This window comes from Parasutterella excrementihominis YIT 11859 (assembly GCF_000205025.1).
Classification (GTDB): Bacteria; Pseudomonadota; Gammaproteobacteria; order Burkholderiales; family Burkholderiaceae_F; genus Parasutterella; species Parasutterella excrementihominis.
This window is the reverse complement of sequence record NZ_GL883745.1, coordinates 1-23,071: the sequence shown is the minus strand read 5'-3', so window position 1 is coordinate 23,071 and position 23,071 is coordinate 1. Positions and strand designations below refer to the sequence as shown.

The following is a 23,071-nucleotide window of genomic DNA, read 5'->3' as shown; positions in this document are numbered from 1 at the left end:
TTTTGTATCTAATTAACTCTATTTTGTCCACTAAGCCTTTGTGCTATTGACCCTATGAACTTTTTAACCGGACTAGGAAGACTTGAACGGGCTGCTTTCGTTTTCTTTAGTTTATTTGTCTTACTCCAATGTCTTTCGATTGCAGCTGCAAACATAGCCCTCGGTTTTTCTGTTTTTTTCCTCGTATTGCAATTAATACGCACCAAAGGTTCAATTTCAAATCAGTCTTTGACTACAATTTATAAAGAAAACAAGTGGTTAATTTGGCTTTTTGGATTTTTTTGGCTGACTATCTTTTGTTCGGCGTTAGCAAGCGGCGCCCCGATTAAGGGACTCAAGATATTTTTAGGCCAGTTTGTTTACAGGACCTTCCCTTTATTCATAATCCTTTTCTTTTTTGGAAAGAAAAGATACGCGTCATTCTTTTTAGCACTGAGTATCTTATCTTGCGTCCTCGACGTCATCGGTGGAATGATCATTCACGGGGACGGACCGCGCCTAAGAGGACTTTACGGACACCCAATGACCTTAGCAGGATTTCTCCTGACTTCGCTTCCTATATTGTTTTGCTTCCTTTTGGATTGGAAACAGGACCGAAAAACCTTATTCGTGACTATTATGTTCTTTCTAATAGGTTTTACCGGACTCCTTCTGAACGGAACTCGAGGTGCATGGCTAGCGCTGGCAGTCTCTCTTCCTTTAGTTGCTGTTCTTTATGATCACTCCATCAAAAAGATCCTTTTTCTTGTTATTTTCGCAGTCGGGACTTCTTTGGTATTTTTTAATTCTCCGCAACTTCAAAATCGAGCGGAAAGCATTACGAGCACAACAATGCAGTCAAATACTGAAAGGCTCTTGATGTGGGAGTCAGCCTACGAAATGTTTAAAGATCATCCAGTATTTGGAGTTGGTATTGGCCAATACGCATCAAAGTACTTAAATGAATATAAGTCGCCGGAGGCCAAAGAAAAGCAGAACCACTGTCACAACAACTTTCTTCAAATGCTTGCTGAGAACGGTGTAGCCGGATTTATTGGTTTTTGTTTGTTGTTTGGCTATATTCTTTTGTCTTCACTAAAAAACGCCTTCTTTAAATGTTCGCCCTATTATGTATTAATATTCGGCAGCTCTTTAGCCCTGCTCCTTCAGGGGTTCACTGAATATAATTTTGGGAACTCTGCCGTTATTAAATACTACTGGGCTACCTTGGGTTGCCTTCTTGTGTTAGCCCACCAGACTGAAAATAAAGCCTCCGCTAATTCGTTTTCTCTCTTTCAACACACTAAAACCGAGATATGAAAATAGGGATTGTCTGTAACGCCCTCGCTAACAGCGGCGGAATGGAACGATACACACTGGATATTATCAGGGGCTTTGTATCTGCGGGGCATGAACTTACAGTTTTTACGAGAAAGATCGATAGAAGCCTTTACGAAGCGACTCTTGTGAAGACAGTAAAAATCAATGCTTCCTTTTTGCCAAAAAGACTAAGAGACTTTTATATTTCTAATCTCCTTCCCGGTTTAAGGAAAAAATATCCGGTGGATGTCATGTTAGGCTGCTGTCGCTCAAGACATGTAGACGTTGTGATATGTGGCGGAACTCACCCCGGTTTTCTCAAGGCAACGGGAAAGAAAAAAAGCATTTTCGACAGATTCGTTCTTCCCTTCGAAAAGGCCTCATACCAGGAGGCAAAGTATGTAGTAGCGCACTCTCGGCTAGTTGAAGGGGAAATCCGAACTTACTACCAAATTCCTGTGCAGCGTCTTTTTTTGATACCGCCTCCTGTCGACCTGAGCATTTTTAAGCCTCAAAAAGATGAGGGGGAGAAGCCATGTGGAATTCGACTTTCTTCTTTCCCACAGTTAAAGGACAAAACGACATTTCTTTTTGTGTCTTCCAGTCACGCCAGGAAAGGGTTCAAACTCTTAGAAAAGTATTTTGAAAATACCGACCTTCCGATTGCTTTAGCTGTGGCAGGGCGTCCTATTAGTAGAAAAGACTATAAGAATATTTGTTACGTGGGCTATGAGAAAAATATGGCGGCTTTGTATGCGCAGACCGACTTCTCTATCCTCGCTTCTATTTACGAACCTTTCGGACTCGTTCCTATCGAGTCACTCTGTATGGGTGTACCGGTAGCGATTTCTGAAAATCTTGGTTGTAAAGACTATATCTCAAAGGCTGTGAAAGAAGAGTTCAATCCTTTTTCAATTGATTCTCTCGACAACGCAATCCGAAACTGCCTCAATCGGAAAGATTCCATGACAGAAGCCTCCAAAAAAGGAGCTTCAGAAAAATTCTTAGTCGATTTTTCTTTGGATAAACATATCTCCAAGCTTCTTGAAGTTTGTGAGTTAGCAAGAAAAGAAAATGCAAACTGAAACTATAAAAAGCCTACCGGATTTAACGGCTTACATAATGACTAAAAATGAAGAGCACTGCATCGCCCGCTGTATTCAAGCTCTTTCATGGTGTCCGAAAATTGTGGTCGCCGACACTGGTTCTTCTGACAAAACTAAAGAAATCGCAAAATCATTGGGCTGCGCTGTAATTGAGGTATCCTTTGATGGTTTCGGTACAACCCGGAACAGAATACTTGACCATCTAACTTCTGACTGGGTCCTTTGCTTTGATGCTGATGAAGTTTGCACCCCTGAACTAGCTGAAGAAATTCAGGAGACGTTAAAAAATCCTTCTGCTTCTGCCTATCTCGCCAATAGACTGACTTTTCTTCTCGGAAAACCGGTTCTGCATTCCGGCTGGAATCCTGACTTTAGACATGCCGTTTTATTTAAAAAGAGCGAATATCGTTATACCTACCGAAAGGTTCATGAAGGTTTTACTACATCAGGGAGGGTTGAGAAGTTGAAATCTTCTTTCCGACACTACTCTTTCCCTACTGTCAAAACGCTTATGGCTAAAGAGATGCAATATGCGGACCTGGGTGCCGACGCCATGCTTGCTAAAAACAAAAAAATTGGAATGTTCAGAGGGTTAGGCCACGCTTCTTGGGCATTTTGTCGACATTTTTTCTTGCGAAGAGGTTTTTTAGATGGATGGAGAGGCTTCCTGATCGGCGTTTCTGCATTTCATACGACGTTTTACCGTTATGTTATCGCCATGGAAAAGTTATCTGAGAGTTCTAAGAAGTAATAAGGTTTTTAAATGAATACAAAAAATATGAAGTTTTTTATCTATTTTCCGCTTCTTCTTGGACTCATTTTTTCAATTTTAAGTTTCCGTTTTACCTCTCCGGATGAGTTTACAGGCGCCCCTGTATGGAGCCCTGTCTATTTTTTCTCTTATTCATTTTTTTATTACTCTTTCTTAAACCTGCTTCTGGCCGCCCCTTTTGCTCTGATTTCTCTTGTAAATAAAAAAGTTGGGAAATTTTGTGCTTATATCGTTTTGTCGGTATTTTTGATTTTCTTTGTGACCGACAGCTTCGTCTATCAGCAATTCAGGTTGCATTTAAATATTGCAATGCTGCAAATGACTTTACTTGGCGGGGGGCAAGTGGTCAGTTTCTCTGGTTCCATGATTCTTCAGATCTGTCTGTTAATGGGAGCCTGCTTCATTGCTGCCCTCGTCTGTTTTTGGTTGGCTAACGTACTCTCTAATACTCAACCCCGCTTCAAGCCTTCTTATCTTCTTGCTTTTACTCTCGTCGGCTTGTTTGTCTGCCAAGGCGTGTACGGATTCGGCTTTGCCTACCATAACCCGTACACCTCAAAAGTTGAGGAGAACTTACCTTTAAGTCGTCCTTTGCATTTCAATAAACTTCTGATAAAAACAGGATTGGTTTCCAGAGAAGATGTATACACATTCAAAAAAACAGACGCAAAAGGCGCTATGAATTATCCTCTGAGTAAGCTCGATTGCTCCGGAGGAGAAGGCTATAACATCGTTTTCTTAGTTGTCGATGCTCTCCGCTTTGACATGATCACTGAACAAACGATGCCTAATGTCACTGCGTTTTCGAAGAATGCTATAAATTTTAAGGACCATTACTCTGGAGGCATTAACACTCGACACGGGATCTTCACGCTATTTACTGGAATTCCAGGTTCATATTGGGACAGCTCCAAAGCGTCAAAATCGGGCTCTGCTTTGATTAAAGCTCTACAGACTCGAGGCTACGAGATCGGCCTTTTTGCCTCTGCCCCGCTCACAATGCCGGAATTTAACCAGACGGTTTTTGCTACCTTGCCGGACGCTCGCTTAAATTCCAAAGGAAATAATCCCATTGAAAAAGACGAATCTGCAATAGAAGACATGGAAAAGTGGTTAACGTCTGTGCCAAAAAACAAGCCCTTCTTCGCCTTTCTTTTCCTAGATTCAGTACATTCGGCTATCTTTCCGGAAACAGAAGAATTTACCGTCTTCAAACCTTACTGGAAAGAAGTCAACCAAATCAAGCTTTCAAACGATTTTGACAGGACTCCCTATTTCAATAGGTATAAAAACTCCGTCTTCTTCACAGATAAAAATCTAGGGCGTGCGCTTTCATTCTTAGGCAAGAACATCGATATCGATAAGACCATCATCGTTATCACTTCTGACCACGGAGAAGAATTTAATGATACGGGGAAAAACTATTGGGGACACAACGGCAATTTTACAAAATATCAGGCACAAATTCCTTTTATCGTTAAGTGGCCCGGCAAAGCTTCTATAGATATTGGCTATCGAACTTCTGCCTTAGATGTCGTGCCCACTCTGCTGCCTCGAGTCCTTGGATGCAAGAATCCTGTGTCTGATTACAGTGTTGGCAAAGACCTTTTTGAACCCAGTGGAAGAAACCCTTTTGTTTATGTCAGTAATTACTCAAAAGATGCTTTTGTAGAAAAAGACAGGGTTGTTTTGATTAATGAAATCGGAGTTCTTTCTTTCCTAGATCCTGCTTACAACCCGGCAAAAGACCAATCTGTACCTCCTTATCTGAAACAGGTTTTAGAGGAAAGTTCTCGTTTCTTAAAGAAGCACTAGAATTGTCTTAATTCCCACCTATTTGAATTTTTTTGCAATCCATTTATTCCGGAGAAACATCCACAATGACCACCGAAACGGAAAAGCTGCCTAGTATCGTTTCCTCAGTCTTGATCCCAAGAAAGGATAAGAACGTAAAAGAAGCATTGGATGTTTTCTTCTGCTTTGACGATGCATTCTGTCTGCCGACCGGAATTAGTGCCTTCTCTGTCTTGGAAAACAACAAAACGCTTCCTTTGAACGTTCATCTTGTGGGCGTTGACGTCTCCGATAAGAATTTGGACTACTTCAAGCAGCTGAATTGCTCTCCGAATTCAGAAATCCTTTTTCACTCCCTGACGGCGAAAGAGTGTGAAAAAATCACCGCTAGCCGCTCCACTCTTCATTTTCCTCCCGCAAGTTTCGTCAGAATCTTCCTTCCAGAGTTGTTCCCTGCGTTAAGCAAAATGTTGTACCTTGACGGTGACACCCTCTGTGTCGGAAGTCTCAAAGAGCTTGCGGATCTAGACTTGAAGGGCAAATTAGCCGCTGTTGTTCTGGACATAAAGGCAAAAGATGGTTCATCTGTGCGGCATGGCAGGAGAGACTTCAATTCAGGAATGATGCTTATTAACGTCAAACCATACGTTGAGTCTGACATAGCTCAAAAGACTCTTACTGTTCTTGAGAATAATCGTCAATATAAATCTCCCGATCAGATGGCTCTAAATGACGCACTGGAAGACAGAAGAGTCATTCTTCCGAAAAAATTTAATTTCATTCAAGAGCTAACCGTCCATGGCGAACAGGATCAAGATCGCCCAACTGATTCCGTCATTGTCCATTATGCAAACCGCTCCAAGCCGTGGACAGAAGCTTTCTCGACGCGCTTATATCAGAAATACTATGGCTCAAGTCCTTGGAAGGGGTTTTCAAAAGAGCTAGTTTATAAAAAGGACCCCAATAGCATCAGAAGATATGCTTTATGGCATCTTAAAAACAAAGATTTCGGCAGATTCACAAAACTTTTACTGATCTACTTATCAGTACTTATTGAAAGGAAAAAACGCAAATTATCTAAAAAAAATCGCACATTAGAAATCAAAAAATGAGTCTATGGGAGGGAGGCAGTCAAATATCCAATATATCCCCTGCCATAGACACTCAGCATCTCAACCTTCAGAACTCTTCCCTGCTGTCTTGAATTAGATAAAGATGATTTAGAAAGACCTTCGTTCCTTACGCTTCTAACGGTCCATTCACCTTTACCTTATAATTTTTTCATGGATCAGGTTTTTCCTGATATCAATGAAAGTGTGTAGGCATGAGTACGAAGACGCAAAGTGAATTCTCTAAATTCTTTGGCCCTGTGGTTGCCACCGGAGCCGAAAGAATATGCGTAAGAAATTTGAAGGATCAATTTTCTTGTTTCAAAATCAGCAAAAAGATTCACTCTAAAGAAACACGCCGAGAGATAAAGTACTTTAAGTTTCTTAAAAAACGGGGCATTTCTTCTTCCTTTATTCCCGCCTTTATCGATAACTTTGAAACCAAAGAAGAAATCATAATCGAGCAGGAATTAATCACTGACCACCCTGAACAAAATCTGTTTGCATTTCGTGTGGAAGAATTTGTTGCAGATGCTTCAGATAAACAACTAGCTAAGCTGGAACAATTATTCCGGGAACTCTATAGGGAACTCAAAGACAAAAATATCATTATCAGCGACCTGCACGCCGGTAATATGATGATTTACTGTGACGAAGCTGGGAATATTAAGCGGTTAATTGTGGTGGACGGCTTTGGAAGTCCCGAAGCAATTCCTCTGGCAAAATACTTTCGTTACTTCGGAAGAAAAAAAATTGACCGACAATGGGCGAAGTTTAGACGAACCTTCGACGCCACTTGGCAAAGAAGACGAGGCGGTAAACAGACCATTAGTTTCTAGAATAGATCGTGCTTAATACTAGAAACCTTCGCCAATGCATAACTTTAATTCTAAACAGCACGAATTAATTACCTACGTTGTTATGGATCACGAAACTTCAATTGAACAAGAAGATTATTGGTTAAAACATTTCTTTAAGGCCGTCGTTTTCTTTATTGCCTCGATAATTGTTCTAAGCCTTTTCCGCATTTTCTTTCTTTATTATTTCTCTGCGGGCCTCAACATTACCGGCGCCAATTTTCTCCCTGCGCTAGGGGTTGGGATTCGTGTAGATGCTAAATGGCTCTCGTTAGCGCTGCTTCCAGCTTTTTTGGTTTTCCTTTTTTCATATTGGAAACCGTTCCTTTTTAAGTATGCAGCCGTTCTCGCAGGGTTTGGTCTGTTCGGAATGGTCCTCTTGGACGCCGTTAATTTCGGATTTTTTAGTTTTTACAAGACTCCTATAAGCCCTTTAGTATTCGGTTTTTTCCAGGACGACACAAAGGCCATATTACAAACGCTTTGGCAAGATTGGCCAATCTTAAGTTATCTTTTAGTTTTATTCTGCGGCATCGCAGTTCCTTTTGTCGCAGCTTCTCTTTTCTTCAACCGACTTAAGGCAAGTCCCAGAGACTATCAACTCTTTTTACTAAGTATTGTCAGCATCCTTCTTTTTGCCTTTTTTATACGCGGTTCAATTGGAAAATTTCCGCTTCGACAGGAAGATTTCGCAGTCAGTAAAGTTCAGTTAATCAATGCTTCTGTTCCTAATGGAGCCGCAGCTTTATATGAAGCCACTAAAGCCTGGAGAAATTTTCAGATCAAAGGAGAACCTTCTCAAGCGCTCACTAAATTCGGATATTCGAATATTGAAGAGGCTAAAAAAGATCTTGCTGTTAGAGCACATACGTCCACACAGTTAAGTTTTAGACCTAATGTTGTCTTCGCCGTCATGGAATCAATGAGCGGAGACATTTTTAACTCTCATGATTCACTAGTGAACAACACGTTAGGAGCTTTGGATACCGCTTTAGAAGATGCAGTCGTCTTCCGAAAAGCCGTAAGTATCGAAAACGGAACTTTTCCTTCTCTGGAAGGCCTTCTTTTTGACACTCCGATAAGTCCGATATCTCAGAGCATCTACGGAAGAAAAGAACTTTCATTCTCCCAAATACGAGCTTTTAAGGAAGCAGGATACAGAACGATCTTCCTTACAGGCTGCCCTGAACCTTGGCGTCAAATCAATGACACCTTTAAGTTCTATGGATTCGAAGAGATCTATGGTCAAGCCGCCATCGGAGAAAAATTTCCTAACGCCGAGAAAAGCCCTTGGGGAATCGGAGATAAGTGGATGTTTAAGTTCGCTGAAGATTTGCTGAAAGAGGCAGAGGGAACCGGAAGGCCTGTGTTTATCATGATGCTTTCGACGACCAATCATCCGCCTTTTAAGGTTCCGGACGGAGAACAAGTTTCAAAAGTAGATATCAGTAAGCTGCCAAAGACCATCAATCTTGAGGGTTCTTATGACGGAAACATGAAAATGCTTCTGAAGACTTATCAGTATGCGGCTAACTCTTTGGGAAATTTCATTCTTGACCTTAGGAATAAAGGTTGGTTGAAAAATACGATCGTGGCAGCAACCGGGGATCACAACGCAAGAATGAGGTATCAGTCTGAGGGCAATTGGCACCATGTTTTCGGGGTCCCTGTCCTATTTTGGCTCCCTGATCAAAATTTAAAAGCATCCGTCGATACTGATCGATGGGTTTCTCACAGGGACATTCTTCCTTCTCTTTTAGCGATGTCCACAGGAAAAATCCTTGGAAACGAAAAAGGCAGGAACCTTTTTGCTAAAGATACCGAAGAAGGTGCCGTCTCTTTCATTGGCTGGTCAGGATCTGGCTTCGTTATCGGAAAACCGGGGATGGTAACACTCAATGGGAAAAATTTAGAGTGTTACAACTGGCGGGACGACAAGCTCGTTAAGGCCGAATCTTGTTCCAATGAACAAGAGACAATGGGTAAAGAAGCAAGGGCCCAAAGAGCGATTAGTGAATACATTGTGAGGAAAGGCCTTCAAGAATAGACTTTGAGCCCCCTCAATTTAAATAAGGCGGCCGTTTCCGAGGTTCTTGTTGGGAAGCGGCCGTTAAATTTTGGATTTCAAAAGATTGGAAGATAAAATTTTCATCGAAGCGTTCCACTTCAATCCATTGCGCCTTCATACTACGCAACAAGGTTATAAGTTTTCTTGGAACCTACGAACAAGCGATGCATCGCCCATGACTTAGTTGCGACATACGACTGGTTTCTATTCCGACACGTCGATCCTTTCAATTTTAAAAATGACTGGTCTCGTGCCATCAGAACAACAGGCAATCATGGTGTTTTCTTCCTTCATCCAGCCTTTCATAATCGAACCGCCCTGCAGACCGGTGTAGATATACCTTGATATTGCATCCCAAGCTTCGGAACAAAAAGGCTTAGCGGAGCCACCGGCTACCTCCGCCGGATTCCCATTTGTTGAGACTAATGTATTCAAGCCGCACTGCCAAAAACTGTCCTTTCCGTCTTCACGGTAAAAGACAAAAACATCGCCTTTGTTGTAGACGGGGCATTTGCCTGAGCAAGGATTTTGACAATACTCACGCTGAAGATCTTCATAAAGCAGAGTATCCAACACAGTTACTTTCACGCGATGTTTCATTTTGACTCCAATCAAATGATTAGGCAGGGACTTAACTAAATCCCCGCCTAAGTTAAGTTACTTATTTCTGTTTAGCAATATCCTTTGCAGCAATACGACCGAAAGTCTGAGCCTTTCCAAAGGCAGATCCAGACATGTAACCCGCACCATGAACTCCGCCGGTCATCTCCCCGGCAGCCCAGAGACCCGGAATAACTTCACCGAATACATTTTGAACCTTGGCATCTTTGTTAATCTTCAATCCACAGTAAGTCGCGATAACTGCCGCAGTGGCGGGCATGATGTAGAACGGTCCTTTATCTAACGGGATAGGTTTGCCGCTAGTGTCCACCAAAGTCTTACGCCCGAATGCGTCCGAATCATTCTTGATTCCTTCGTTGTATTCTTTAACAGTCTTCGCCAATTCTTTTGGATTAAGGCCGGCTTTCTTTGCCGCATCTTCGATTGTCTCGCCCGCAAAAATCCATTCAGGAACTTTGTTTTCTTTAACAATAGATTCGATCAAGATACGTCCCTGGGGATTGTTCTTGAAGTCGTTTTCAGCCATTTGGCGGTCAAAGACAATATAGCTCTTTCCTTCAGGCTGAGCTAAAGCAAAGTCTGCCAAGACCTTGTATGACTGAGATTCGTCTGTAAAACGCTTGACGTTTTTGTTGACGATAATGCCGCCGGACCAGTACAACTGAGACTGCTCGTCAATATGCTTCGGATTCAATCTGAATCCATATGTCGCTTTGATATAAGCCACATCAAGCATGTCTGCCCCGACAGAAAGTCCCATCAAGATTCCATCACCCTGTGTGCCGGCGCCGGCTATTGAAGCTGCACTTTCAAGCGGAGGATTATAACGGCCTAGCAATTCGGGATTTCTTGAGAAGCCCCCGGCAGCCAAAAGAACACCCTTTTTCGCCAATACGAATTGTTTTTTGCCTTTGCTCTCAATTTCAACGCCTGCAATCCGACTGTGATCTTTATTCCAGACCAAGCGGAGTACTTTAACTCCTGTCTCAATTTTGACGCCGCCCTTCTTTGCGTAAGCGGCCATAGCCGTCAGAATTTGAGAAGTCACGAAATGATGGGATCTCGGAACGCTTTGATAGCCTTGATGGACCACCATGTCAGGATGAAGTTTGAGCTTGTTCAGAATAAAGTCATATTGCTCGTTTGCTGTTTTAACAAAAGCTTTGACAACATCAGGATTGTTTTTATTCTTACCCGCACGCATCATGTCTTTGAAAAACAGTTCCTGAGAATCTTTGATGCCCTGTTTTTCCTGTTCCTTTGTCCCTGCAACAGTAAACATTCCGCCGTTAAGTACAGAGGAACCACCGAGGAAACTCTGCTTTTCAAATAAGACCGCTGAGAGCTTTTCATCAGCTGCCACAGTTGCAGCTGATAATCCGGCAGCGCCGCCTCCCACGATCACGATGTCATATTCAGCATCCCATTTTTGCGGAGCTTCCAGTTGAGCAAATGCCGGTGCACTCATCATTAATGCACTGACGGTCATTCCCTTGAAAAGATTTCTTCTTGAAACTTCCATCACTTTCTCCTATGTGATAATGCGGACCTGCGAGAATCTAGTGAAGCTCCGAATTAACCAATGTAAGAGCTTCTGCAAGTCACCATTGATAACAGCTAACTTCTTCCTGTTTAGATCAGTTATCCTGAAAAGCTTTTTGACCGGCCACTCTTCCGAAACTGAGGGCCTTTGCATACCCTGAACCACTCATGTAGCCCGCTCCGTGGAGACCGCCCGTTACCTCTCCTGCCGCATAGAGTCCCGGAATAACATCTCCGAACACATCTATAACCTGTGCATACGCATTGATAAGCAAGCCGCAGTAGGTTCCGAAAATAACGCTTGATGTCGGAAATACGAAAAACGGTGCTTTCTCGATTTTTACGAGCTTCCCGACCTTTCCTTCTAAATACTGCCGACCGAACTTTGAATCTGTGCCTTTTGCTACGTCTTCGTTGTACTTTTTAATTGTTTTCTCGAGTTCGGCGCCATCCATACCAGCCTTTTTCGCTGCTTCCGCTAATGTATTTCCTGAGTAAACGTAATCGGGTATCCTGCCCTCGGGAATCGCGAGCCACATCCTCGAAAGTGCCGGAGTATCTTTTACTGCTTCTCTAACAATATTGCTGTCAAAAACCGTATAGGCTTTGCCTTCCGGCTGTTTGACCGCCTGCTCGCTGATCTCCATATAGGTTTTTGATTCATCAACGAATCGCTTCCCTTCTTTATTGACGACAACGCCTCCGTTAAATTGGATGAAGGACAATTCACTTATGTCTGTCATGCCTTTCTTGGCGCCGAAGGTAGCAGCGATAAAGGAAGTATCTCTAACATCGGCACCATAGGCTTGCGCCATTAACATTCCTTCTCCTAAAGAACCTGTGCCTGAAAGTACCTGGACATCTTTAAGATACGGAGCAAAACGCTGAAGGACCTGCGGATTTCTTGCAAATCCGCCTGAAGTGACAATAACGCCTCGTTTGGCATGAAAACTCAGAATCTCTTTCTTAGCATTAACCGCTTTAACACCGCAGATTCTTTTTCCCTTTTCATCCCAATACAAACGATTGGCTGAAACTCCGGTCAAGATCTTCACACCGTGACTTCGAGCAAATTTCGTCATGGCTTCGATAACTTCCGGTGCCTTAAATTGATGTGACCGAGGAACTGATTGGCCGCCCTGATGCTCCAGCGTGAAGGGATGGACATTTAACACATTTTCCATCCACTCATACTGTTTTAACGCTGCTTGGGAAAGAGCTTCCGGAAGTCCTTTTTGATTGAAATGTTTACCGACTTCATACAAATCTTTCGCATAGAGTTCCGGAGAATCTTTAATATTTCTGGATTTTTGTAATTTCGTTCCTCCGACGGCAAACATTGCGTCGGTAATAAGAGAGGATCCGCCAAGAAAAGGTCTTTTCTCAAGAACAAGAACTGAAGCGCCTAGTTCTGATGCCGCGCAGGCTGCTGACAAACCGGCGCCGCCACCGCCCACAATAACAATATCAAAATCCCCGTCGTATTTTGTCGGAGGTTCAACGGGCATTGCCTCTGCTTGACTGAATAAAGAGAGGGCTGCCACAGATCCGCTGAAAGTAAAAAATTTCCGTCTGGTGAATGTCATTTTTACTCCTTAAATGGAAATTGCGTCTTAAACCAGAAGAACGGTAAAAATTAAGTTGCCTTTCTGTCGGAAATACTAAGTAAAATTAATTAAATAATTCGATTAGAAAATAATAAGACTATTTCATTTTTTGGAATAATAGAAAATGGATCGGCTAACAAAGTTAGAAGTGTTTTCCAAGATCGCAGAAACCGGTTCCTTCTATGAGACGGCACGTTCTTTAAACCTCTCCAGACCCACGGTCACCCGATTAATGGCAGAGCTGGAAAAGGATTTAAATCAAAAGCTCTTGTTCCGGAACACACGCAGGGTTTCTTTGACCTCTGCCGGAGAAAGTTTTTTGCCGAGAGCTCGCGAACTGCTGAACATGGCTTCGGATATTTTCCATTCTCCACGACACTCAGAAAAATACGACGGTCTTTACCGCATCAATATCGCGACAACTTATGCGAATTTCAAACTTCCCGAGCTAATCGAAGAATTTCAGAAATTACATCCGGGTCTAAGGATAGAGCTGCTACTATCGGCCTCTCCTCTGCCGCTGGTTCAAAATAGAATCGACCTGCGGTTTCAGATCGGGGGCAAAGTCAACCCTCTCTATATCAAGAGAAGCCTTGGAAAATCTAATTCATGGATGTGTGCTTCACCTTCTTATTTAGACACTCACTCCAGGCCGGAAACAATCAAAGATCTTCTCAAACAAGATCTTCTGCACAACTTAGTGATTGACGAAGACTTAGGCGAGGAGCTATTGCATGTCAAAGGACGCGGCGTCTACACATGGTGGTTCACGCATGGCGATAGACGAGAAAAACTTAAAGTCGCACCTAAGTTTGCTTGTAATTACAGTGAACCTCTCTTCCGGGCCTGTTTGCGGGGCCAGGGAATTGCTTATCTTCCGATTTCTGAGTCCCTTCTTGATGTTCTTGAAGGCCGCTTGGAAGTCGTTCTTCCTGAATATCGAGGCATCCTCGTTGATATTTGGGCCGTTTATGCATCTTCCGCGCATAAACCGCCTTTCACTGAAGAACTTCTTACCTACGTTAAGCGAGCTTTTGAAACGATCTTGGCTAATCCGGTTGAACAAAGAGCCGAGGAGAATTAAATCTTACTCGGCCCAATAAATTTACTTAATTAATGAGTTACTCAATATTGACGACTTGGTAACCCTCGTCCTCAATCGGAGCCTTCAGTTTTTCAGTATCAAAACCTTCCGGAACAGCCACTTTGGCCAATCCGTCTTCAAGAGAAACCGACAGCACCGTAACGCCGTCAATCCCGGAAAGTGCCTTTGTTACAGCTTTCACGCAGTGTTCACACATCATGCCGTCAATCTTGATTGCGACGGCTTCTTTCGGAGTGGAAACTGCTTCAAAAGACGTCACTTCATAATCTTCTGCCTTGATCGCATCCGTTACCTCTTCTTGAGACAAGGCACGATCTGCGCGGACAACGGCACTCTTCTGTTCCAACGAAACATCGGCAGAAACTACGCCCGGAATTTTTTCTAATGCGCCTTTAACTGCTTTGACACAGTGTTCGCACATCATGTCTTCGACGCCTACTTTATAAACGAAGCCCGTTGCGTCCTTTTGTTCAGCCTCAACAGCAACATCGGCCAGCTGCCGGAGTGAGGGAAGCAATACTTGATCAGAAGATTTATCACTGTTTCCTGAATCTCTCAGTACCGGTTTCCAGCCTCTCAAACGAAGCGCGCTCGTTACCACGCTCACGGAGCTCATGCTCATCGCTGCTGCCGCGATCATCGGATTCAGAATCCATCCGAAAGCCGTGTAGAAAACGCCTGCAGCAACCGGAATGCCGATGATGTTGTATATGAACGCCCAGAACAAGTTCTCACGAATATTGAGCATCGTCGAATGAGACAAGGCCGAAGCGTTGACCACGTCAGACAAACGACTCTTCATCAGCACAACGTCTGCCGCTTCAATTGCTACGTCGGTTCCGGCGCCGATAGCAGCACCGACATCTGCTCTAACCAGTGAGGGAGCATCGTTAATGCCGTCGCCCACCATAAGAACTTTCTTGCCCCGAGCCTGAAGTTCGCGAACAACGGCTTCTTTGTCGGCAGGCTTGACTTCGGCTCGAACGTTCTTGATACCGACACGAGCAGCCACGGCACGGGCGGTTTTTTCATTGTCGCCGGTCAGCATCCAAACTTCTTTGCCTTTAGCCTGCATGGCTTCAATCGCCTGCTTGCTGTCCGGACGAATCGGATCCGCGATCGCTAACAGTCCGACCATTTTGCCGTCAGCGATGACGTAAAGCGGCGTTTTTCCTTCGTCGGCAAGTCCGTCTGCAAGTTCTTTCGTTTTAGCATCTTCCGAAGAAATCACCGACTTATTGCCGATACGGACTGATTTGCCGTCGCAGGTTCCGGAAATGTTGCCAAGCTGCTGGACAAAGTCAGAAGCTTCCTTCAAAGAAAGATTGAGCGCTTTAGCACCTTCGACAATGGCAGTCGCCAGAGGATGTTCGGATTTCTGCTCAACAGAAGCGACAAGCGTGAGAAGTTCTTCAGGTTTTACGTTCCCGAAAGCTATGACGTCCGTCAGAGAAGGTTTGCCGGAAGTCACTGTTCCGGTCTTATCGAGAACCACGGCATCGACTTTTTCTAAGGATTCGATGGCTTCTGCGCTTCTGAAAAGAATACCGTTTCGTGCACCGCGACCGGTTCCCACCATAATGGCGGTCGGGGTCGCCAAACCTAATGCGCACGGGCAGGAAATCACAAGTACGGAAACAGCAATCTCAAGCGCAAACTCCCAGGAATATCCGCACAACATCCAAACGATGGCAGCAATGATTGCGATGCTGATGACTGTCGGAACAAAGATTCCGCTGACTTTATCTGCTAAGCGGGCGACCGGCGCCTTAGTGGAAGTCGCCTCGTCCACCAATTTAATAATCTGGGCTAAGGCTGTGTCACCGCCGACCTTCGTGGCCCGCATTTCGATATAGCCTTGCGTCAGAAGCGTCGAAGCGGACAGTTCTTCTCCTTCCTTTTTATCTACAGGAATGCTTTCTCCGGTAAGAGAAGATTCATCCAAGGCGCCCGAGCCTTTAACGACAATTCCATCGACCGGCACTCGGCTGCCAGTCTTTAAGACAACGATGTCCCTGACTTGAACGGAACTGACCGGAACTTCCGTCTCTTTGCCATCCTTTAAAACGACAGCTTTATCAGGAACCAAGGACATCAACTGAGAAATGGCGTCCGTCGTCTTATGTTTAGCTCTGGATTCGAAGTACTTGCCCAATGTGATCAGGGCAAGGATCATCGCGGCAGAATCGAAGTACAAGTTGTGCGCGTAATGATGAAGTGTTGCCTCGTCGCCTTGTCCTAATGCATAGAGCATCATGTAAAGCGCAAAGAGTCCGAACAACATGGAGGCCGAAGATCCGATCGCCACAAGAGAATCCATGTTCGGAGATCTTTGCCAGAGCGTCTTAAATCCGACCGTGAAATACTTGAAATTCACGAAGACAACCGGCAGAGCTAAAAGGAACTGTGTCAGAGCATTGATCGGTGCACCCTTTGTTCCGGACATGACTTCCGGAAGCGGCATCCCTACCATCGGACCCATTGCCAGCATCATGAGGATGGCCGCAAAAAAGAGCGAAACGTACAGACGAGTCTTCATCTGTGCGGCTTCCTTTTTGGCCGCCAGCGTGGGATCGACGGATTTAGCAGCAGGAGAACCTGCAGCCTGCTTTTCACTCGCACCGTAGCCTGCGTCCGTCACCGCCTGAATGATCTGCTCCAGTCCGGTTTTAGTTTCGTCGTAATCGACGGTCATACTGTTTTTCAGCAGATTGACGTTCACGTCTTCAACGCCGGGTACGTGCGACACAGCCTTCTCTACTCGATTAGAGCAGGCTGAACATGTCATTCCGGTGACATCAAAATTCTTCTTCATATTTAATTCCGTTGTCGAACGAAATCATTCTAAGTATTATTACCTTTTACGCAAGAACTTCCGTTTTTGATAGATAGTTACTTTTTAGATACTATGGATAAAGTTAAATCCGAACCCTCTGAAGCTTTTCAGTCTGAAGAGTTCCATTGTCCCGTTGAAGCCACACTCTCTTTGATCGGCGGCAAATACAAAACGCTTATTCTTTGGAACCTCATCGGCAAGACACTGCGCTTTTCCGAACTGCGTCGGCTGATTCCGTCGGCAACGCCAAAAATGCTGACTCAGCAGCTTCGAGAGCTGGAAGATGCCAGACTGCTCATCAGAAAGGTTTATGCCGTCGTTCCTCCGAAAGTTGAATACTCCCTAACGCCGCTGGGAACCTCTCTTCGGCCGATTCTAGAGTCGATGTACGAATGGGGCAGTCAGTACCTGCTCAATCAAGGGACGAAACCTTGCTGTTCGATGAAGAAGCTCCCTAGTGCCTAAAATCAGAACAACTCCGTGTTGCAAAGCACATTTCAACTAAAATTTTCCTAAATCATTTTTTATTGAGAGCCATGCTATTGCCTTCCCTCAGGGACCGTGCCGATTATGTGGTGCGGTTTCTCTTCGGTTCATTCATCGCCATCGGCTGTTTTTTAGTCGTTTGGCCCTTTGCAACAGCGATGTCGGTTGCGGCTGTGATCGCGATCGTCTCTTGGCCTCTCTTTAAACGAGTCCGAAAGGAAGTCGGAGGCAGGAATCTTGTTGCGACACTGATCATGGTGTCCCTGCTGGCCATCCTTATTGTGCTTCCGATTGCCGGATTATCTTTAGTATCGGCCCAGGAAATCCCGACCTTAATTCGTTATGTGCGTGAATGGATTGCCTCTGGCTTTACTGTTCCAGAAGAACTCAAGGAAATTCCCTTTGTCGGTGAATGGGCCTACACACAAGCTGCGCATCTGCTGGGCAATAAAGAGGAGCTCGCCGCCATTGCACAAAAGCTCTTTGATCCTGTGAGCCGCGCGGCTCTTGCAGGTGCCGTGATGTTAGGCGACGGACTTCTCCAGTTATTCCTCATGCTGTTCGTGATTTTCTTCTTCTATCGCGACGGCGAAGTCCTTTCTCAAAAATCTTTGGCACTCTTAACGCGCATGAGCGGCAGCATCGGTGCCGAAGTTCGCGACATTATCGTCAACACAACCCGCAGCGTCGTCTTCGGCATTGTCGGAAGTGCTGCCGGCCAAGGCGTCGTTGCCTTAATCGGCTTCTGGATCGCAGGTGTTCCCGGCGCCATCACATTGGGTGTCGCAGTGTTCGTCTTATCTGCCGTTCCTATCGGGCCTCCCTTAGTTTGGGGTCCTGCTGCTTTCTGGCTCTATTACAAAGGCGAAGTCGGCATGGCGATCTTCCTCGTGCTTTGGGGTTCGCTTGCAGTCTCCAGTGTGGATAACTTCTTAAAGCCGATCCTGATTTCCAAGGGCGCTTCCCTGCCCTTGTCGCTCATCTATTTAGGCGTATTCGGCGGCGTGCTGGCGTTCGGATTCATGGGCATTATTCTGGGACCGGTTGTTATTGCCGTTGGTATTGCGATGAGCAAGACTTGGCTGTCCGTTTCTGCCACGGTCAACGATAAAGACCAGCCGACCACCAAAACCGAGACCGTTCTTAAGAAGCTGTCTAAAAATTCGATCGAATCCGACATCGTTTCGGACGTCACCGGAGAACAGAGAAGCTCTAACCACCATCATTACAGCCAGCCTAAGAATGACGGACAAAAATAGAGAACGATGTTTTTCATGACCGAAGACTTCGGTTTTTTCGATGATTCTTGCTTTTGAGCCCGTAATATGCGGGCTCAATTCTTTTGTTTCTCCGATGAATGCCTGGCGCCGAAGCTATTAAGGAAAATTAGAGGTGTCAAAACGTTACAGCGGCTCTATAATCATCCGAATCTAACAACGGTGAGTAACTATGAACCATAAAGTCATCGGCATCAGCCAAAGTTTTAGTCCCGCCCCCTTCGTCAGAGCCTTGAAGGAAAGACTCCAATCCACTTTCCTTCCTGACGGTTCACGTCCCCGCATTGAACTTGTAGATCTCGACTGGTCTTCTCCGGATGCAGACGCTCCGAAGTTAGTCCAAGAAGGCGACGTTAAGATTCACGTTTTGGAAGAGTCGTATCAGCTCATCGAAAAAGGCGCTCAAGTCATCGCACTGTGCAACTTCAGAAACATCAGTTTCTTAAATGAAGTTCAAACAGAAATCACAACTCCTGTGACGGATATCCTTCAGGCCTGCATCGAAGAGCTCAAGAAGAATCCTGTTAAGAAACTCGGTTATCTCGGCCGTCCGGGTACAGATAAAGCCAAACTCATTACAGAAACCGTCAGCCGCGAAGTCCCTGTGGAATGGGTTTATCCGAGCGAAGCTATGCTCGAAGTGTTCGACGAACTCGAAAGCGGCTCTCACTGTGCAGTGATTCCCGATCAGAAGAAAGCCTGTGAACTCTTCGGCAAAGTCTGCTCTAACCTTCTGAGCGAAGGCGCCGAATTGGTTTTCCCGACTTGCGTCATGCAGGCATTATTTGCGGCCGCCCTGAAGTCCGAGGGTTACAACGTTTTGGATTCCATGAGTGCCTACGTTTCCTACCTTTGCTTCACCGATTGGGAAAAACTTCCTAAACCCTTCAAGATCGGTATTGTCGGCGGTCTCGGACCGGCTGCCACTGTCGACCTTTACGACAAAATTACTAAGGCAACTCCTGCTAAGAATGACCAGGAACACATCAAAGTTGCCGTCGAACAGAATCCCCAGATTCCTGACCGTACCAAATACCTGCTTCACGGCGGCGTGGATCCCACACTTTCTTTGTATGCCGCTTGCCGCAAGCTCGAGAAAGATGCGGTTGACGCAATCGTGATTGCCTGCAATACCGCGCACGCTTACTTTGAAACCATCGTCCCGCACTTAAGCGTTCCGCTCATCAATATGCAGCAGGTAACGCTCGAAGAGATCCGCGATAGATTCGGACCGGATGTCGTCATCGGCTTGATGGCCACTGACGGAACCATTGAGACAGGCATTTACGGCCGTAAAGCCAAATCCATGAAACTTGCCATGGTCGTTCCTGATAAAGAGCATCAGGCCATGGTCATGGAAGCTATTTACGGTGAAAAAGGCGTCAAAGCCGGCTTTACCGACGGCCACTGCAAAGAAGTTCTGCTTAAAGCTGCCGAGCATTTGGTCAGAGATAAAGGCGCTCAAGCTCTTATTCTCGGCTGCACGGAGCTGCCTTTAATTCTGGAAGAAACTGACAACATCAAGCTCGGAGACGGACATGCTGCCATTGTGGATCCGACCGCTTCACTCGCTCGCCGTGTTGTTAAAGTTGCCGGAGAAATCACAAAAATCAGAGGTGTTCGCTAATGTATTTTCAAGCTAAAGACTATTCCCCGGTTCCGGCCGAAACCAAAGTAGCCTTTATCGGCCTAGGCACAATGGGTTTTCCGATGGCGGCTCACCTCCTGCATGCAGGCTGTCAGGTTACCGTTTATAACCGCACGGCCTCTAAAGCCCAGGCCTGGGTAGAAAAATTCGGCGGCAAAGCCGTCGCAACACCTCGTGAAGCCGCACAAGATGCTGACGTCGTCTTTACCTGTGTCGGCAATGACAACGATCTGCGCAGTGTGCTGCTCGGAGAAAACGGCGCTTTTGCCGGCATGAAAAAAGACGCCGTCCTTTGGGACGCCACCACAGATTCTGCAGAAGTCGCTAAAGAAATGGCGGCTGAAGCTGAGTCCCGCGGTCTGCACTTTGTTGACGCACCGGTATCCGGCGGTCAGGACGGCGCAGTCAGCGGCAGTCTTACCGTCATGTGCGGCGGAGATGCAGAAATCATTGAACGCGTCAAACCGATTGCGGACGCTTTTGCGTGCTCGATTCGCAGAATCGGACCGGTCGGCTCCGGACAGCTTGCCAAGATGTGCAATCAGATCTGTATCGCCGGCGTTGTTCAGGGCTTAGCAGAAGCGATTGCTTTCGGGCAGACCGCGGGCATCAACATGCACACGGTTCTGGATGTGATCGGCAAAGGTGCCGCTTCTTCCTGGCAGATGCATCGCCGCGGCGACACAATGATTGAAGGCAAGTTTGATTTCGGATTTGCTGTGGACTGGATGCGCAAGGATTTAGGCATCTGCTTAGAGCAGGCCCGCAAGACCGGCGCAGACCTTCCTCTGACCGCACTTGTCGATCAGTTCTATGGTGAAGTTCAGAACATGGGCGGAGGCAGATTTGATACCTCCTCTCTGATTCTCCGGCTCAACAGAGAACCGAAGAAGTCTTAATCGCTTCTAAATAGCGCGAAAGCCTCGGGATTTCCGAGGCTTTCGTGTTTTTGGGAGCGAGAAAAAATCAGATCTTCATGATTTCTTGACGATAGAAACGAAGTTCTTCGACAGAGTCATAAATATCGGACAGAGCTTCGTGACGAGAAGTCTTCTGATATTTTTTCATCACTTCAGGAGCCCAGCGTTTGACGCATTCTTTGAAGGAAGAAACGTCGAGGTTGCGGTAATGGAAGAACTGCTCCAGGCGCGGTGTCCAGCGGGCCATGAAACGACGGTCTTGACCGATAGAGTTGCCACAGAGCGGGCTCTTGCCTGCCGGAACGTATTTGGAGAAGAAATCAATAAAAATTTGTGCTGCTTCGTCTTCCGTGACTTTGCTTTCCAGACAGCGATTTACGAGGCCGCTGCGAGTATGCGTAGCGGTATTCCAGGAGTCCATATTGGAGAGAATCGATGCATCCTGATGGATTGCGACCACCGGCCCTTCTGCAATAACATTGAGCTGCGGATCCGTAATGACAGCCGCCATTTCGAGAATGCGATTAATCTGCGGCTCTAAGCCGGTCATTTCCAAATCCATCCAAATCAGATTATTCTCGTTAAACAGCGGATCTCTGTCGACCGCAAAGCCGTTATTGCTCATGTTGCTCTCAACCCCATTTTGAATCTTTCTCGGCATTTTAGAACAAACAAAGAAGATCCGAACCGATGTTCCGGCCGGATCTCCGGATAAATGCCGAAATTCGACAAAAATTAATCTTTGTGGTGCTTTTTCTTATGGCCGTGTCCGTGACCGTCCCAATCGTGACCTGGCGGCCGATGTTTCCAACCATGATCTTTAAAGTGTCTTGGCCCGCCGTATTCTCTCGGCGGAGGGGGCGGGGCGGCATGGTGTGGGGGAGGAGGCATGAACCCAGGGCCCGGAGGAGGAGGCGGGGGAGCTGCGTGTCCATAGTAGTTGTTGTACCAGCCGCGTCTGACGAAATACACCGGAACACCGCACGCTCCGTACTCGGCGCAGTAACGTTTCCAATGGCGACGATGCTTATCAGGAACCGTTAGGTAAATCGGAGCGCCTGCGAGCGCAGCTCCGATTGCGACGATCGGGTTGGCATTCCAGAGGGAGGGAGTAACGCCTTGGAGCGGAAGCACCCCATAATATCCGGGGGAACCCACACCGATGTTGACATCAACATGCACGCCGGCCAGTGACGGCATTGAAACCACTCCGGCAAAACAGAAGATCGCCGTGTATCGCTTCAGATGTTGAAAGGTAAGCATTTTCTGCTCCTCATGGTCACTCAATTCCTTAAATTCAGTATATATGGGCGAGAATTGTTCAGACGCTGTATCCCTTATTTATGTGCATACTTTGGGCGGCGAAGTGACTTCACTATAATTCCTGAATCTCTTCTTAACTGAAATTTTCGAGTCAACTACTTCGGCCTTAAGGCCGAGGCTTGAAAAAGCCTCTAGTTGACTAGCCTCAGGCCGTCATTTGGCGGACTACGTTGGTCGGGAATCCATAAGCACCTCGGGATGCAGATCCTAGTCCCGCGCTCTGCGGCCGATGGTTAAAAGCTCTGAGAGGTAGGAGCGGTGCTGTCGGCTTGAAACCCCTTCCAACATTGGCGAAGGATCACAACCGGTCGAAAGACCGAGGAGATAAAACTTGAGAGTATTTGTCCTAAACAAACGCGGAAAACCGCTGATGCCCTGTTCACCGGCAAAAGCGCGACATCTGCTTAAAGAGAAGAAAGCTATTGTGGCAAGGCGTACGCCTTTCACCATTCAGCTGACGATTGCGACAGGCGAGACCAAACAGCCGGTAAGTCTGGGTGTTGATGCCGGATACAAACATGTCGGCCTTTCCGCATCAACGGAAAAGGCTGAACTTTATGCATCCGAAGTCGAACTCCGTCAGGACGTCTCTGATCTGCTCTCTGCTCGTCGTGCGTTACGACAGTGCCGCCGTAACCGCAAAACGCGCTACCGTACACCGAGATTCGGCAACCGCATCCGCACCAAGCGCAAAGGCTGGC

Annotated in this window: 19 protein-coding genes; 13 read left to right on the top strand and 6 right to left on the bottom strand. The window is 46.0% G+C overall.

Annotated features, from left to right (window positions below):
• The first annotated feature begins 54 nt into the window (after positions 1–54).
• The 7 genes from HMPREF9439_RS09625 (at position 55) to HMPREF9439_RS09595 (ending at position 8,984) form a co-directional block, all read left to right on the top strand.
• Positions 55–1,299: an O-antigen ligase family protein gene (locus HMPREF9439_RS09625; protein ID WP_008811137.1), complete on the top strand. Its 1,245-nt coding sequence runs from the start codon at positions 55–57 to the stop codon at positions 1,297–1,299.
• Positions 1,296–2,384 (top strand): glycosyltransferase family 4 protein, encoded by a 1,089-nt coding sequence (locus HMPREF9439_RS09620; RefSeq protein ID WP_008811136.1) that lies wholly within the window; start codon positions 1,296–1,298, stop codon positions 2,382–2,384. The genes HMPREF9439_RS09625 and HMPREF9439_RS09620 overlap by 4 nt, the downstream gene beginning before the upstream one ends.
• Positions 2,374–3,156, top strand: a complete 783-nt coding sequence (locus tag HMPREF9439_RS09615; RefSeq protein WP_008811135.1) for a glycosyltransferase family 2 protein — start codon at positions 2,374–2,376, stop codon at positions 3,154–3,156. The genes HMPREF9439_RS09620 and HMPREF9439_RS09615 overlap by 11 nt, the downstream gene beginning before the upstream one ends.
• A 12-nt stretch (positions 3,157–3,168) precedes the next feature.
• Positions 3,169–4,992 carry a sulfatase-like hydrolase/transferase gene (locus HMPREF9439_RS09610; protein ID WP_008864689.1) on the top strand — a complete coding sequence of 608 codons (1,824 nt, stop codon included), beginning with the start codon at positions 3,169–3,171 and terminating at the stop codon, positions 4,990–4,992.
• A gap of 65 nt (positions 4,993–5,057) precedes the next feature.
• Positions 5,058–6,083 (top strand): glycosyltransferase family 8 protein, encoded by a 1,026-nt coding sequence (locus HMPREF9439_RS09605; RefSeq protein WP_008864688.1) that lies wholly within the window; start codon positions 5,058–5,060, stop codon positions 6,081–6,083.
• A gap of 212 nt (positions 6,084–6,295) precedes the next feature.
• Positions 6,296–6,919, top strand: a complete 624-nt coding sequence (locus HMPREF9439_RS09600) for a YrbL family protein (RefSeq protein ID WP_008864687.1) — start codon at positions 6,296–6,298, stop codon at positions 6,917–6,919.
• A gap of 34 nt (positions 6,920–6,953) precedes the next feature.
• Positions 6,954–8,984: an LTA synthase family protein gene (locus HMPREF9439_RS09595; protein WP_008864686.1), complete on the top strand. Its 2,031-nt coding sequence runs from the start codon at positions 6,954–6,956 to the stop codon at positions 8,982–8,984.
• A gap of 225 nt (positions 8,985–9,209) precedes the next feature.
• Here HMPREF9439_RS09595 and HMPREF9439_RS09590 read toward each other — a convergent pair whose 3' ends face one another.
• The 3 genes from HMPREF9439_RS09590 to HMPREF9439_RS09580 form a co-directional block, all read right to left on the bottom strand.
• Positions 9,210–9,605, bottom strand: coding sequence for a TIGR04076 family protein (locus tag HMPREF9439_RS09590; RefSeq protein ID WP_008811130.1), 396 nt, complete (start codon positions 9,603–9,605; stop codon positions 9,210–9,212).
• 61 nt (positions 9,606–9,666) lie between these two features.
• Entirely contained in the window at positions 9,667–11,148 is a 1,482-nt protein-coding gene (locus tag HMPREF9439_RS09585) for an FAD-dependent oxidoreductase (RefSeq protein ID WP_008864685.1), read from the bottom strand.
• 115 nt (positions 11,149–11,263) lie between these two features.
• Positions 11,264–12,754: an FAD-dependent oxidoreductase gene (locus tag HMPREF9439_RS09580; protein WP_008864684.1), complete on the bottom strand. Its 1,491-nt coding sequence runs from the start codon at positions 12,752–12,754 to the stop codon at positions 11,264–11,266.
• A gap of 145 nt (positions 12,755–12,899) precedes the next feature.
• Here HMPREF9439_RS09580 and HMPREF9439_RS09575 point away from each other — a divergent pair, with 145 nt between their 5' ends.
• The gene (locus HMPREF9439_RS09575) at positions 12,900–13,859 is read left to right on the top strand and encodes a LysR family transcriptional regulator (protein WP_008811127.1); all 960 of its coding nucleotides are present in this window, start codon (positions 12,900–12,902) and stop codon (positions 13,857–13,859) included.
• A 37-nt stretch (positions 13,860–13,896) separates the two neighbouring features.
• Here HMPREF9439_RS09575 and HMPREF9439_RS09570 read toward each other — a convergent pair whose 3' ends face one another.
• Complete coding sequence (locus HMPREF9439_RS09570; RefSeq protein WP_008864683.1) at positions 13,897–16,695, bottom strand: heavy metal translocating P-type ATPase; 2,799 nt, start codon at positions 16,693–16,695, stop codon at positions 13,897–13,899.
• A 93-nt stretch (positions 16,696–16,788) separates the two neighbouring features.
• Here HMPREF9439_RS09570 and HMPREF9439_RS09565 point away from each other — a divergent pair, with 93 nt between their 5' ends.
• From HMPREF9439_RS09565 to HMPREF9439_RS09550, 4 genes are all read left to right on the top strand, one after another.
• Positions 16,789–17,181, top strand: a complete 393-nt coding sequence (locus tag HMPREF9439_RS09565; protein WP_008811125.1) for a winged helix-turn-helix transcriptional regulator — start codon at positions 16,789–16,791, stop codon at positions 17,179–17,181.
• Positions 17,182–17,252: 71 nt separating this feature from the next.
• Positions 17,253–18,461 (top strand): AI-2E family transporter, encoded by a 1,209-nt coding sequence (locus HMPREF9439_RS09560; protein WP_008864682.1) that lies wholly within the window; start codon positions 17,253–17,255, stop codon positions 18,459–18,461.
• A 190-nt stretch (positions 18,462–18,651) separates the two neighbouring features.
• A complete protein-coding gene (gene cuyB / locus HMPREF9439_RS09555; RefSeq protein ID WP_008864681.1) occupies positions 18,652–20,106 on the top strand; it encodes a cysteate racemase in 1,455 nt (484 codons plus the stop codon).
• Positions 20,106–21,026: an NAD(P)-dependent oxidoreductase gene (locus HMPREF9439_RS09550; RefSeq protein WP_008864680.1), complete on the top strand. Its 921-nt coding sequence runs from the start codon at positions 20,106–20,108 to the stop codon at positions 21,024–21,026. Before cuyB ends, HMPREF9439_RS09550 begins: the two co-directional genes overlap by 1 nt.
• 67 nt (positions 21,027–21,093) lie before the next feature.
• On the opposite strand, the gene orn is transcribed toward HMPREF9439_RS09550, so the two are convergent.
• Together orn and HMPREF9439_RS09540 are read right to left on the bottom strand one after the other, a co-directional pair.
• Entirely contained in the window at positions 21,094–21,672 is a 579-nt protein-coding gene (orn, locus tag HMPREF9439_RS09545; protein ID WP_021867278.1) for an oligoribonuclease, read from the bottom strand.
• Positions 21,673–21,782: 110 nt separating this feature from the next.
• Positions 21,783–22,310: a hypothetical protein gene (locus HMPREF9439_RS09540; RefSeq protein WP_008864678.1), complete on the bottom strand. Its 528-nt coding sequence runs from the start codon at positions 22,308–22,310 to the stop codon at positions 21,783–21,785.
• Between the two features lie 430 nt (positions 22,311–22,740).
• On the opposite strand from HMPREF9439_RS09540, the gene HMPREF9439_RS09535 reads away from it, so the two are divergent.
• On the top strand, positions 22,741–23,071 hold a 331-nt coding region (locus HMPREF9439_RS09535), incomplete at its 3' end, for an RRXRR domain-containing protein (protein WP_008864677.1).

Bases quoted from the DNA above. Each gene is read 5' to 3' on its own strand.
- HMPREF9439_RS09625 (WP_008811137.1), top strand. From the start codon at position 55: ATGAACTTTTTAACCGGACTAGGAAGACTTGAACGGGCTGCTTTCGTT.
- HMPREF9439_RS09620 (WP_008811136.1), top strand. From the start codon at position 1,296: ATGAAAATAGGGATTGTCTGTAACGCCCTCGCTAACAGCGGCGGAATG.
- HMPREF9439_RS09615 (WP_008811135.1), top strand. From the start codon at position 2,374: ATGCAAACTGAAACTATAAAAAGCCTACCGGATTTAACGGCTTACATA.
- HMPREF9439_RS09610 (WP_008864689.1), top strand. From the start codon at position 3,169: ATGAATACAAAAAATATGAAGTTTTTTATCTATTTTCCGCTTCTTCTT.
- HMPREF9439_RS09605 (WP_008864688.1), top strand. From the start codon at position 5,058: ATGACCACCGAAACGGAAAAGCTGCCTAGTATCGTTTCCTCAGTCTTG.
- HMPREF9439_RS09600 (WP_008864687.1), top strand. From the start codon at position 6,296: ATGAGTACGAAGACGCAAAGTGAATTCTCTAAATTCTTTGGCCCTGTG.
- HMPREF9439_RS09595 (WP_008864686.1), top strand. From the start codon at position 6,954: ATGCATAACTTTAATTCTAAACAGCACGAATTAATTACCTACGTTGTT.
- HMPREF9439_RS09590 (WP_008811130.1), bottom strand. From the start codon at position 9,605: ATGAAACATCGCGTGAAAGTAACTGTGTTGGATACTCTGCTTTATGAA.
- HMPREF9439_RS09585 (WP_008864685.1), bottom strand. From the start codon at position 11,148: ATGGAAGTTTCAAGAAGAAATCTTTTCAAGGGAATGACCGTCAGTGCA.
- HMPREF9439_RS09580 (WP_008864684.1), bottom strand. From the start codon at position 12,754: ATGACATTCACCAGACGGAAATTTTTTACTTTCAGCGGATCTGTGGCA.
- HMPREF9439_RS09575 (WP_008811127.1), top strand. From the start codon at position 12,900: ATGGATCGGCTAACAAAGTTAGAAGTGTTTTCCAAGATCGCAGAAACC.
- HMPREF9439_RS09570 (WP_008864683.1), bottom strand. From the start codon at position 16,695: ATGAAGAAGAATTTTGATGTCACCGGAATGACATGTTCAGCCTGCTCT.
- HMPREF9439_RS09565 (WP_008811125.1), top strand. From the start codon at position 16,789: ATGGATAAAGTTAAATCCGAACCCTCTGAAGCTTTTCAGTCTGAAGAG.
- HMPREF9439_RS09560 (WP_008864682.1), top strand. From the start codon at position 17,253: ATGCTATTGCCTTCCCTCAGGGACCGTGCCGATTATGTGGTGCGGTTT.
- cuyB (WP_008864681.1), top strand. From the start codon at position 18,652: ATGAACCATAAAGTCATCGGCATCAGCCAAAGTTTTAGTCCCGCCCCC.
- HMPREF9439_RS09550 (WP_008864680.1), top strand. From the start codon at position 20,106: ATGTATTTTCAAGCTAAAGACTATTCCCCGGTTCCGGCCGAAACCAAA.
- orn (WP_021867278.1), bottom strand. From the start codon at position 21,672: ATGAGCAATAACGGCTTTGCGGTCGACAGAGATCCGCTGTTTAACGAG.
- HMPREF9439_RS09540 (WP_008864678.1), bottom strand. From the start codon at position 22,310: ATGCTTACCTTTCAACATCTGAAGCGATACACGGCGATCTTCTGTTTT.